Origin of the sequence: Vibrio sp. 1CM23M (assembly GCF_023161755.1) — a bacterium.
GTDB classification, from domain to species: Bacteria; Pseudomonadota; Gammaproteobacteria; order Enterobacterales; family Vibrionaceae; genus Vibrio; species Vibrio coralliirubri.
This window is the reverse complement of the sequence record NZ_JALNTR010000015.1, coordinates 45,129-57,608: the sequence shown is the minus strand read 5'-3', so window position 1 is coordinate 57,608 and position 12,480 is coordinate 45,129. Positions and strand designations below refer to the sequence as shown.

Below are 12,480 nucleotides of genomic sequence, written 5' to 3'. Positions count from 1 at the left end.
GTGCCGAATAACTACAAGTAGTTAAACGTATTGGTCACTCAGTTCATTGAAATCAATTTTGTTACCGAAGTAACTGTCATTACCTAAGTAATAACGTTTTGATATTCATCAACGAGTGCCCACACAGATTGATAGGTTTAAATTGTTAAAGAACGCTAGCGTTTTGTGATTCACATCTCAGTTGCCAGGGGTGCGTACTATACCTGCACCACTTTGAGAGTCAAGGGTTATTTTCAAACTCTTTTTCTCTACCGATTTCGCTGTGTGACTTTCGTCTCACTCCGTGTCGGTGAGGCGGCATTATAGAGAGATTGAGATGGAGCACAAGGGCTTTTTGAAATAAAAGTTTTGTTCGCCTAAAAAGCCACCAGATCCGCATTTTTCGAATAAAAACTAAACATTTGAGACGTATCACAGCAATACATTGGAAAAATGGAAGCCATGAACGTAAGATTCATGTGTCTATTTTGTTAATGGTAGATGCGTCTATTTCGTTTATTAATATGTAGTATTCCGATATGAACTCAAAAAAATCGATGTTGTTAATTGTCGCACTGGCTGTATTAGGCGGCATTGTTTTCTCTCAGGTAGATATATCGCCTGCAATTACCTTTATCCTTGGTGTCTTGGCTTCCGCTTTTGTTGTTAACTTTTCAAGCACCGACTCAAAATCAGATTCAGAACCTAAGGCTTCAACCAAAACACTTTATGTAGGTAACCTTCCATACAAAGCGAACGAATCACATGTACGTGAATTATTCTCAGAGCATGGTGAAGTATTTGCAGTACGTTTAATGAAAGATAAACGTACTGGTAAAAGAAGAGGCTTTGGATTTGTTGTTATGGCAAGTAATGATGTGAATCATGCAATCTCTGCACTTAACGATAAAGATTACATGCAACGCACTTTAAAAGTACGTGTTGCAAATGATCCTAAACATCCTGAAGCGGACGAATCTGAACTGAGTTAAACCCTAACTGCTTTAACATACTATTTAGTGCACTTTCTTTTTTAGGAAGTGCACTACAAAAAACCTCACGCACTCCCTCCTCTTTATTAATGCTTTCCAAACCCAACAAATCTTGAACCCGCTTAGCTATCGCTTTACCAGAATCTATCAGCACTACACTTTCACCTAGTACTTGTTGAATCTCTGATTTGATCAGTGGGAAATGGGTACATCCTAAAACAGCCACATCAATCGTGTTGATCATCGGTTGAAGGATTTGCTGTAACTCTTCAAGGCTAATCTCCTCACCTCTGAGTTTATCTTCGGCCATATCCACCAGCCGAGTAGAACCCAACAGCTCTACTCTTTTATTACTCGAGAAGTTTTTTATGAGCTCGTGTGTGTACTCACGAGTAATCGTTGCGGGAGTCGCAATAAGGCCAACCGCTTTACTTGCCAGTAACGAGGCAGGTTTGATTGCCGGGACAACACCGACAATAGGGATAAGGTTATTAGCGCGAAGTGTAGGCAGGACTATCGTACTGGCCGTATTACAAGCTATCACCACAATATCAATAGCGTGACTCGCAACAAAACTGGCGACGATACTTTGGACTCGCTGAATGAGGACTTGCTGATCGAGCTCACCATATGGGTAAGCCTCGTTATCGAATACATAGATATAGTTGTGATTTGGTAGTAACTGGCTTATCTCTTTATATACAGAGAGACCACCCACCCCAGAATCAAAGACCAATATATTTTTTTGCAGACTATCCGACACAACGATTACCTATAAGAAGTTCCGCAGCAATGATACCCCTTCACTTAGTTTTCGCCAATCATCACTCTACATAATGCAAGCTCGGTAGCGTTGATGCACAAAGCGCTCACCCTGCTCTACATTTTCTAGTTCTACCTTAAGCTTTCCTTTAAAGCATGGCGCTGACGTGACTAAGGTATGGAACTCACCATCTTCACCACATGGGTCGACGTGACTTGGCAAACTGTCTATTAGTTCAGGCGTATATTCTCTCCCGCAATAGCTCATGTCTAATGCATCGCTATCAACTGTGACGAGAAAGGTTTCGATTCCTCTATCTATTATCTCTTGAGCCAGCGCTTGGCTACTCTCTCCCAGTAGAGGAAATACACACTCCCAACCCGCAGGTTCTATATAACTTCTTCGGTAATCAGCAATACCATTGCAAAACATATCGCCGAATGCCACGGCATCAATAGATAAACCCGATCCTTTAAGCGCCGTAACAATCGTACTTTGATAAATCTCGTTACTTGGGAAGACTTCCGGCAGCTCAATCGTGATTAATGGCAAGCCGATCAATGTTGCCTGCATTCCGACAACCTCGATTGGCGAGACTTGGAAAGGAACCTCATCTCCAACATACGTAGTATAGAGAGCAACAACTTCATACTCAGTGCTTTCAAGCAGACGTTCTAAGGTTAGTGTAGAGTCTTTACCTGACGACCAACTTATGACGACTTTCTTTTTCATTGATATACCCAATAAGAAAAAACCGCCCGAAGGCGGTTAGGTGATAATTAGAATTGGTAAGCTACACTTACGTAATAGTTACGCTCAGGCGTTTTATAACCTTTAGCTGTTTCATACTCTTCATCAAATAAGTTAGCAACTTTACCTGCAACGGTCACATCATTATCAAAGTGGTAAGACGTTGCAAAATCAAATAAGGAGTACGCATCAAGCTCAGTCGTATTACCTAGATCATCATAACGCTTACCTTGATATAGGTAACTCAAATCGAATCTCCAGTTGCTCAACTCATAAGTAGTGTTCCATTTGCCACTATGCTTCGCTCTACGAGCAAGTTCGTTACCTGTAGATTTGTCTTCGGTATCAAGATAATCGTACGATGCTGAGTGATATAATGGTCCAGTATAAAAAGAGCCGACAACTTCGTACCCTTTGATTTCTGCTTCGCCTATATTCACTTGAGTAAGACCATTACTTGTAATCATCTTCTCTACATCACTCTTGTGTGCAGCGATTCGCAATTCAAGAACGTCAAAGCTACCTTCCAGCGCTACTTCTGCTGTTTTTGATTCTTCCGGCTGTAGATTTGGGTTGCCTGAGTAGCATCCCCATGAACTACACTCTAAAGGCCAATACAGCTCATTAAATGTCGGAGCTTTAAATGCAGTACCATACATACCCACTAGACGAATAAACTCAGTAATCTTGTACCCTGCACCTAATTGATACGTCGTAAAGTTTCCAAATGAACTGTTATCATCCCAACGCAGATTCGCTTCCGCAGACAATTTGCCCATAGATACATCACCACCAGCATAAAGTGCGGTATTATCACGACTATCTTTAGTCATTGATGTAGAGTCATTTTTCACCTTATCTCGATACCAATCGAAACCACCAGTAACCGCTGCGCTATCACTTAATTTGTACTGATTATTCCAAGACACAGAATTACGATTAGTTGTTATAGCACTCGGTGTTGTCCCTTGCCCTGAAGATTCAGCTTCATCTTGGTTGCTTCCAAGTGTTATTACACTATTTAGGGAATCACGCTTGTAATCTCCCACTAGACCCAACGCGTACAACTCGCTGTCAGTTTCGTCAACTCCTCCCCATGGGTTATCAAACTCTACGTCGTGCTTTTGATAATAACCATTCGCTTTCAAGGTCAAGTTTGATGAGACATAAAAGCCGCCATCGATAGTTAGGTATTGAGTACTGTGGCCATCTTTATCAGCATCTATAGGATTAGTGCTTGTAGGTTGGACATTATAACCTTCACTCTGCTGATGTGTTGCTGCCACATTCATCCAACCATTATCGTTAGCAACTGACCCTGATACGTTTACATCATATAGACCAAAACTACCCACTCCCGCTTTAACGGTAGCGGTATTATCAGCACTGCGCGTAGTTATGATATTGACCACACCACTAACAGCATCAGAACCATATACTGCTGCACGAGCACCTCTCAAAACTTCAACTCTCTCTACACCATTCAACGGAATTGAGGCTAAATTGGCGTACCCTAACGTCGCACTACCAATTCGGATGCCATTTACTAATATGAGAGTATTTTTAGTCGAGCGACCACGTATATATAACTCCTGCCCTTGAGCAAGGCCACCTTGATTCGTTACTTGAACCCCTGGTAATCGGCGTAACACCTCAGATAATGAAGTCGCTTGAATAGCATCTATTTCTTGTTTTGTTATAACTTCAACAGGAGCAATAGTGTCGCTCACTTGCTGCTCAAAACGGTTAGCCGTCACCACCATGGTTTCGTCGGCAGATGCTTGTTGGGCGTGTAAATTGGAGATAGGTGAAAGCAGCGATGCTACAGCAACCGCTAAAAGGGATTTGTTCATGTTGTGATCCTAAATCGCGTAAAGTCCTACCAAACCACATCTTATGGTTTGGCCGCTGGCAGGTATTCGGACTCAAGAGCACAACCCTTATGGTTACCTAATATTCGACTTCCCACAAAAAGCTATTTGCAGTGTCTTATGAATACTCGTTCTCTTTTACCGCTGCGCGTCAGTTCTGGATTTACACCAGATTCCCTCTTCAGCCATCTATACATCTAAATGACACCAGCTTGCCGAAGATAGTATTGACCTCTGAATCATTTGTCTAGTCTAAGATTGTTATAAGCTATAGTTTTCATGGTCGATTTACATTGAATGGCTCTCAACACTGGACAAGCGCCTGTGATTGAATAAAATCTGCGCTCTTGATTTAAAAGCACGACAGCAAAAGGCATAACAATGGCGAATTTAGATGTAAACCCGCAACGCTACCAAGAACAACTGGCAGAAAAGACAGAGCGTCTTACAGAAATGTTCTCAGAATATGATGTGCCTGAACTGGAAGTGTATGAATCTCCAGAACAACACTACCGCATGCGTGCTGAGTTCCGCGTGTGGCATGAAGGTGACGATATGTATTACGTCATGTTCAATCAAGAGACTAAAGAAAAATACCGCGTAGACCAGTTCCCTGCAGCTAGCCGTCTTATCAATGACCTAATGCCTCTATTAACAGATGCAATGAAGGACAACCACTCTCTACGCCACAAGCTATTCCAAGTAGATTTCCTTTCTACATTAAGCGGCGAGATTTTGGTGTCACTGCTTTACCACCGTCAATTAGGTGAACAGTGGATTCAAGATGCTAAAGCACTGAAGCAGCAATTGAACGATGAAGGTTTTAACCTAAACCTGATTGGTCGTGCGCGTAAAATGAAAATCGTACTGGACCGCGATTACGTCATTGAAAAGCTAGACGTGAATGGTGATAGCTACATCTACCAGCAAGTAGAGAACAGCTTTACTCAACCAAACGGCAAAGTAGCAGAGAAAATGTTGGAATGGGCTGTCGACTGTACTCAAGACAGCAAAGGCGACTTGCTTGAGCTTTACTGTGGTAACGGTAACTTCTCATTAGCACTGGCACAAAACTTCGAGCGTGTACTCGCAACAGAACTGGCGAAGCCGTCAGTAGAATCTGCGCAATACAACATCGCGGCGAACAACATTGAAAATGTTCAGATCATCCGCATGTCTGCAGAAGATTTTACCGTAGCAATGGGAGGTAAGCGTGAGTTCCGTCGTCTACAGCAAGCGAACATCGATCTTAAGAGCTACAACTGCAACACTATCTTTGTTGATCCACCGCGTTCAGGTATGGATGTTGATACTTGTAAGATGGTTCAAGGCTACGAGCGCATCATGTACATCTCTTGTAACCCTGAAACATTGAAAGAGAACCTAGACATTCTAAGCGAAACACACGATATCACTCGTTTTGCTCTATTTGACCAGTTCCCTTACACCCACCACATGGAAGCGGGTGTGTTCTTAGAGCGCAAAGCATAAATCTCGCTTTCTCGGCCTAAGACAAACAGCAGATACAAAAAAACGAGCCAATTGGCTCGTTTTTTTTCTTTGTAGATTGGTTTAAGCGGTTTTACCGATAAAACCTAGCTTCTTACCTACCCAGGCTAAAAGCAGCATCGCGACTATAATCGCAAAGAAGTTTGAACCTGCATCAGGGTGTTGTGCTTTCACGAAAGCCGAATGGCCAAATGCACCCACAAAGAAACAAGCTAGACCGACTAGTGGGATATCTTCAGATACTGGGTTAGTTAGATATTCTTGGTAAAGCGCTTGTACAGCCAAAACTAAAGCGATCAGCGGGAAAATAGAGAAGCCCACTTCACTCATTGTTACCCAAGATAACAATGCATCACCACATACACCGGCTACAACAGCAAGTACGAGTGTCTTTCTTTCAGAACCACGGTTTACAGTATTATTTTCATTCGACATTATTCAATCCCGCCTTTTAATCGGTTACGTTCACGTTCTTTACGATACCAAAAAGCTCCTTTGGCCATCATTCGCAATTGCATGATCAAGCGTTCAGCCAATTCATCTCGCTGACGTCGATCTAAATCTAATGCTTCTGCCCCTGAGTTGAAGACTAAGATAACCGAGGCTTCCGCTTGAGTGAAAGCTTCGTCCCTTGTCATGCCAGTCGTTATCAAATATTCGGTTAACTCAGCAGAGAAGTGCTGTATCTCACGAGCTACCGCAGCACGAAACTCAAATGAAGTTCCTGAGCGCTCTCGCAATAACAGTCTGAATACGTTAGGGCTGCTTTCAATGAATTCCATAAAGGTTTCAACCGATGTGCGAATCACACTGCCTTCTTTTACTATGCGTTGTCTAGCTTGACGCATTAACTGGCGCAACAGTAAGCCACCTTCATCAACCATGGTTAAGCCAAGCTCATCCATGTCTTTGAAGTGACGATAAAAGGAAGTCGGTGCTATTCCAGCCTCACGAGCGACTTCTCTCAAGCTTAGATTGGAAAAACTACGATCGGCGCTGAGTTGGCTAAATGCTGCATCGATTAAGCTGCGACGAGTTTTTTCTTTTTGCTGTGCGCGAATGCCCATTGGTTTCATACTTTATCAATTTCTTCTTTTACAGCCTAAACAGGCATGTCTAATACTCTGTTCAATATAACGCGAATCACTTATTTATATAAGGCACTCTGGTTATATAAGACACTAAACATACCTCTTTGTTCACGTACCGAAGTAAATACGTTCGAAGAAAAAATTTCAATATCCACACTGTCATTTGGAGACATACGACATACCAAATATTATTTTTTCGATAACACTGCGTGATCCCACCGACTCTCTGATGCCCTTTTCATGTACCCAAGAACAGAATCAGTTAAAATCTCGCTAAAGCAATGTTAATCAAATATAACAAGGAAGATATCTATGCCGCACTCCAACCACTTTGATGTAATCGTAATTGGTAGTGGCCCCGGAGGAGAAGGGGCAGCGATGGGATTAACCAAAGCCGGGTTGAACGTTGCAATCATTGAAAAAGAGAGCAGCGTTGGTGGTGGTTGTACTCACTGGGGAACGATTCCTTCAAAAGCACTGCGCCATGCCGTAAGTCGTATTATCGAATTCAACAGCAATCCGCTGTTTTGTCAGAACAACAAAAGCATCCACTCAACGTTTTCCAACATTTTGGGGCATGCTAAATCGGTTATCGACAAGCAGACTCGATTACGCCAAGGTTTCTACGACCGCAACCAGTGCACGTTGGTATTTGGTACTGCACGTTTTATCGATACCAACACTGTCTCGGTAATGCAAAGCGATGGCACTGAAGAACATTACAGTGCAGACAAATTTGTTATCGCGACAGGCTCTCGCCCTTACCAACCAGATAACGTTGACTTCCTACATGAACGTATCTACGACAGCGACTCGATTCTTTCTCTTAAACACGACCCACAACACATCATCATTTATGGAGCTGGCGTTATTGGTTGTGAATACGCGTCGATTTTCCGCGGTTTGGGTGTAAAAACCGATCTTATCAATACTCGTGACCGTCTGTTGTCATTCCTAGACAATGAAACCTCAGATGCACTTTCTTACCACTTCTGGAACAGCGGCGTCGTGATTCGCAACGATGAAACCTTTGAGAAAATTGAAGGCACTGATGATGGCGTGATTATTCACTTAGAATCTGGCAAAAAAATGCGTGCTGATTGCCTACTGTATGCCAATGGCCGAACGGGTAATACCGATAAGCTGAACCTTGGTGCTGTTGGCTTAGAAGCGGACTCGCGTGGTCAAGTCTCAGTAAACACCAACTACCAAACCAATGTTGACCATGTTTATGCTGTCGGTGATGTGATTGGCTACCCTAGCCTAGCAAGCGCGGCTTATGACCAAGGTCGATTTGTGGCTCAGGCAATTGTGAAAGGTGAAGCTGAACGCCACCTTATCGAAGACATTCCAACCGGCATCTACACCATTCCGGAGATCAGCTCTGTTGGTAAAACCGAGCAAGAACTTACCGCAGCTAAAGTACCGTATGAAGTAGGACGTTCTTCATTCAAACACCTAGCTCGTGCTCAAATTGCGGGTAAAGACATTGGTAGCTTGAAGATTCTGTTCCATCGCGAAACCAAAGAGATTTTAGGTATCCACGTGTTTGGTGAGCGTGCCGCTGAAATCATCCATATCGGACAAGCGATTATGGAACAGAAAGGTGAAGCAAATACCATCGAGTACTTTGTGAATACGACCTTTAACTACCCAACGATGGCGGAAGCTTATCGTGTTGCAGCACTCAACGGGCTTAACCGTTTATTCTAGATAAAGAACCAATAGGAGTATTTGACCACCCATAGGCCAAATACATAAACAGCAAGCCACGCGCTTGCTGTTTTTATTTAAAGTACTGAATAATAAGACATTGATAGTAATTAGATCATGATGTTCTAAATGCCCCTTTACCTGTACAGCCTCATTTACTCTCCACAAACAGAGCCCTCAGAGCTAAGCGAGAAACTCCCCCTTCTTCCACTGAGAAACAAACAACACACCAAGACCAATTCCACGCATTGCCATAAAGCTCAGCATCGCTAGCCACAGTGCATGGTTCTCTAAACCTGATGCTAAGTAGAAAATCACGAAGAAACTGCAGGTCGCAACAAACATACTATTGCGCATATCCTTACCCTTAGTTGCTCCAACAAAAATACCATCCAGCAAGAAGCACCACATAGACACCAATGGCATTGCGATTAACCACGGTAAATACACTTCGGCTTGGCTCTTCACGTCTGGGATTGTGGTGATCATATTGATTAAACTCGAGCCAGCGATTGCGAACGCTATGGTCAGAACTAAACAAATATTAAAGCTCCAGAAGAAAGTACCAATCAATGACTGGTTCAGTTCATCTTTGTCTTTCGCGCCTATCGCCTTACCGACCATCGCTTCCATTGCGTAGGCAAAACCATCCATCCCATAAGAGATGATCATCAAGAAACTCATCAATACGGCATTGGCTGCAACAACATCATCGCCAAAGCTTGCACCTTGGAAGGTCATGAAAGTGAAAGTCGCTTGTAGGCATAGTGAACGAAGAAAGATATCGCGATTCAATTTCACGAAACGACTCAAACCTTGGCTGGTTTTCTTAAGCAGAGCCCATGGCGATGGTAACTGTTTCTTCGCCCAGATTCGGTAAACACAAATCAAGCCAAATGTTAGACCGGCATAATCAGCCATTACAGATGCCAATGCTGCACCTTCCACTTGCCACCCTAAACCGATAACGAAAACGATATCCAAAACGATATTGGTGATATTAGTAATAATCACCATCCACATTGGCGCTTTGGCATTTTGAGTCCCGAGCAGCCAACCTAAAATAACAAAGTTAGTCAGCGCGGCAGGTGCACTCCAAGCGCGGATTGAGAAATATTGCTGACCATAGTGCTTAACTTGATCACTGGCGCTACTCAATGAGAAAACTAAATCGGCGACTAAACTGTGTAAAAGCAAAAAGACACCAGCAAACCCTAAGGCCATGGTCACGCCTTGCACAAAGACTAGGCCAAGTTGCTTGCCATCGTTCGCACCATAAGATTGTGCGGCTAGCCCTGTTGTCGACATACGCAGAAAACCAAGCAACCAAAAGGTCACGCTGATCATTGTGCCGCCCAGCGCCACGCCACCTAAATACCAAGAGTACTCTAGGTGACCGATAACCGCCGCATCGACTAAGCCCAGCAGTGGAACAGTAATATTAGAGAGAACCATCGGGATCGCGAGCAACAGCACTTTTTTGTGCATCGCCTGATTGGATAGCGTTTGAAAAATAGTTTGGGGATTAAATAGCTTCACGATCACCTCTTAGATTAGAGGCGATAGTTTAACCTAGTGGGTGGGCTTTCACTATGTTGTGGAATTTTACTTATACCGGCTATGTACTCAGTTACTCGAAATACAGAACCGCTAGGGTTACCACTTAACGAGCACTAACTGTGGCGTTAAACGCTTTTTGACCTGAGAGATCTTACAAAGAAGTCGCTGCCACAATTTCCAACGATTACATTGCTGCTCTAATGGTGAGAACGACTTAACCCATTGCGCCCATGGCAACCAGTTAAGAACACTGTCGATTGGTGAAGACAACCCGTGAGCATACTCACCAGATCCTAGCTTCTGTCCCAACGTACTTGAGCTTTTATCTCCAGCTAAGACTAAACACGCATGTGCATGAGTAAAGTAGCGGCTCAAAGACTGAATGAAGTGCGCAGTCTGCTGCTCATTACAATCAAGCAGAGCATGTTCACACACCACCATCACCGATGCTTGCTCTGGGATGTTAAGTTCATCTAACCAAGTTAGGTCATCAACAGAGCCACACTCTAAACGATAGCGTTCATTTTTGTGGAACAAGCGTTGTCGCCAAAGCAGATTCTCAGTTACATCTAACTCAACCCAATGACAGCGGCCATTATCTAAACGGTAGAAACGGGTATCGAGCCCTGCTCCCACGTTAATAATCCAAGCATCCGGGTTATGAGATAAAAACTGTTGAACTTGAGAATCACAAAGTTGAGTCAGTGTCGCGTAAAGGAGTTGCTGTTGGTCGAGTTCACCGGTAAGACATTCTGGTGCGAGCTGGCAACGCTTGCAGGCTTGAGCTGCGATAGGATCATAAACGAGACCATCATCGGCTAGGCTTTCACGGCTACGAAACCAAAGATGCTGAACAAGGTTGGTCGGAACTTGGAATTCTTGATGTGCAGACGCTTGTTCAGAAGAAGCCTTTTGAACAGAGGAGCGCGGCTTACGAGTAAGCGGCTTCATTTGAGGTTTGGTTGGGTTTGGCATCATCATCTTCCTTGTATCTCGACAAAGAAGATGATAATGAATATCAATTACAATAACAAGTTATTGAGAATAAATATCAATAAGCTGTTTGTACTGACTACATCCAGTCGGTGTTGCGAATAATACCAACCGCAAGCCCTTCAATAGACAAGTGTTGAGATTCTAGATCGACATGGATTGGAGAAAACTCTTCATTTTCAGCATGTAACAGAACCGTTGAACCTTTACGTTCTAGGCGTTTTACCGTTACATCATCATCGACACGAGCCACAACAACCTGACCATCGCGGACATCTTGTGTTTTATGAACAGCTAATAAATCACCATCCATAATACCGATGTCTTTCATACTTTCGCCATTTACACGAAGTAAGAAGTCAGCTTGTGGTTTAAACATGCCTGGATCAACTTGGTAATGCATTTCTACATGCTCTTGAGCCAAGATAGGCTCACCAGCGGCAACCTGACCAATTAATGGTAAACCTTGCTCTTCGTTTGCTGCATCTTCAAGCAAAATACGAATACCGCGAGACGCACCCGGGATAATCTCAATCGCTTCTTTACGAGCAAGAGCTTTCAAATGTTCTTCTGCAGCATTGGCAGAACGGAAGCCTAGTTCGCGTGCAATTTCTGCGCGTGTCGGTGGCATACCGGAATCTTCGATCTTACCTTTGATAAGGTCAAAGACTTGTTGCTGGCGGGGCGTTAACGGCTTCATGATTCACCTGTCTTTTTATACAGTTGACTGTGAGTATATCCAGTAACTGAACAAAAGCAAAGCAATTGGTTGTTTTTAGTTCATTTTTAGCAAATTACAAAAACAAGATCTCTAGCCACACATAACCTGCGAGTGCCAAGCAGATGAAAACCGCGGCCGAACCGACATCTTTTGCCATCCCAGAAAGCTCATGATGCTCACTGCCGATTCGGTCGACAACCGCTTCAATCGCGGTGTTGATTAGCTCGACAACCATCACCAACACCACCGATGAGATCATTAAGATTCGTTCAACTTGGCTTACATCCAGGTAAAATGCCAACGGAATAAGCACGGCCGCCATGAACACTTCTTGTCGAAATGCAGCCTCGTTTTTAAACGAACTCGTAATGCCTTGCCATGAAAAGCCTGCTGCTTTGATGATGCGTTTAAATCCGGTGTTTGATTTTTTGGTCATTTTTAACCCTATACTCAATCAGTCGATGAATGATTTTCCACAAACTTAACGGCAATATGACTATTTCCATTAAAAGGTTAGACCAGTTTCTGGTATTCTTGC

The 12,480-nt window shown here is 43.4% G+C and carries 12 protein-coding genes and 1 riboswitch; of the genes, 3 read left to right on the top strand and 9 right to left on the bottom strand.

Going from position 1 to position 12,480, the window contains the following annotated elements; all coding sequences use genetic code 11:
• Positions 1-518: 518 nt before the first annotated feature.
• On the top strand, positions 519-971 hold the full coding sequence (locus MSG35_RS23325; protein ID WP_017061054.1) for an RNA-binding protein: 453 nt from the start codon (positions 519-521) through the stop codon (positions 969-971).
• On the opposite strand, the gene murI is transcribed toward MSG35_RS23325, so the two are convergent.
• From murI to MSG35_RS23310, 3 genes are read right to left on the bottom strand one after another with little or no spacing between them, the layout of a single operon-like run.
• Entirely contained in the window at positions 934-1,740 is an 807-nt protein-coding gene (murI, locus tag MSG35_RS23320) for a glutamate racemase (protein WP_248385090.1), read from the bottom strand. The genes MSG35_RS23325 and murI overlap by 38 nt on opposite strands.
• A gap of 60 nt (positions 1,741-1,800) precedes the next feature.
• Positions 1,801-2,466 (bottom strand): adenine nucleotide alpha hydrolase, encoded by a 666-nt coding sequence (locus tag MSG35_RS23315; RefSeq protein ID WP_248385088.1) that lies wholly within the window; start codon positions 2,464-2,466, stop codon positions 1,801-1,803.
• Between the two features lie 47 nt (positions 2,467-2,513).
• Complete coding sequence (locus MSG35_RS23310) at positions 2,514-4,337, bottom strand: TonB-dependent receptor (RefSeq protein WP_248339552.1); 1,824 nt, start codon at positions 4,335-4,337, stop codon at positions 2,514-2,516.
• Between the two features lie 39 nt (positions 4,338-4,376).
• Positions 4,377-4,582, bottom strand: a riboswitch (cobalamin riboswitch).
• Between the two features lie 154 nt (positions 4,583-4,736).
• On the opposite strand from MSG35_RS23310, the gene trmA reads away from it, so the two are divergent.
• Positions 4,737-5,846: a tRNA (uridine(54)-C5)-methyltransferase TrmA gene (gene trmA, locus MSG35_RS23305; protein WP_248385086.1), complete on the top strand. Its 1,110-nt coding sequence runs from the start codon at positions 4,737-4,739 to the stop codon at positions 5,844-5,846.
• Between the two features lie 81 nt (positions 5,847-5,927).
• Here the strand turns inward: trmA and MSG35_RS23300 are convergent, their stop codons facing one another.
• Positions 5,928-6,299 (bottom strand): YijD family membrane protein, encoded by a 372-nt coding sequence (locus MSG35_RS23300; RefSeq protein ID WP_004736696.1) that lies wholly within the window; start codon positions 6,297-6,299, stop codon positions 5,928-5,930.
• A complete protein-coding gene (gene fabR / locus MSG35_RS23295; protein WP_010438693.1) occupies positions 6,299-6,940 on the bottom strand; it encodes an HTH-type transcriptional repressor FabR in 642 nt (213 codons plus the stop codon). Before fabR ends, MSG35_RS23300 begins: the two co-directional genes overlap by 1 nt.
• Positions 6,941-7,267: 327 nt before the next feature.
• Here fabR and sthA point away from each other — a divergent pair, with 327 nt between their 5' ends.
• Positions 7,268-8,668, top strand: a complete 1,401-nt coding sequence (sthA, locus tag MSG35_RS23290; RefSeq protein ID WP_017061048.1) for a Si-specific NAD(P)(+) transhydrogenase — start codon at positions 7,268-7,270, stop codon at positions 8,666-8,668.
• Positions 8,669-8,851: 183 nt separating this feature from the next.
• On the opposite strand, the gene dinF is transcribed toward sthA, so the two are convergent.
• The 4 genes from dinF to MSG35_RS23270 form a co-directional block, all read right to left on the bottom strand.
• Positions 8,852-10,207, bottom strand: coding sequence for an MATE family efflux transporter DinF (gene dinF / locus MSG35_RS23285; protein ID WP_248385084.1), 1,356 nt, complete (start codon positions 10,205-10,207; stop codon positions 8,852-8,854).
• A 117-nt stretch (positions 10,208-10,324) separates the two neighbouring features.
• Positions 10,325-11,203, bottom strand: a complete 879-nt coding sequence (locus MSG35_RS23280; protein ID WP_248385082.1) for a class I SAM-dependent methyltransferase — start codon at positions 11,201-11,203, stop codon at positions 10,325-10,327.
• 97 nt (positions 11,204-11,300) lie between these two features.
• Positions 11,301-11,921: a transcriptional repressor LexA gene (lexA, locus tag MSG35_RS23275; protein WP_019820514.1), complete on the bottom strand. Its 621-nt coding sequence runs from the start codon at positions 11,919-11,921 to the stop codon at positions 11,301-11,303.
• Positions 11,922-12,015: 94 nt separating this feature from the next.
• Positions 12,016-12,378, bottom strand: coding sequence for a diacylglycerol kinase (locus tag MSG35_RS23270; protein ID WP_048615036.1), 363 nt, complete (start codon positions 12,376-12,378; stop codon positions 12,016-12,018).
• Positions 12,379-12,480 lie beyond the last annotated feature (102 nt).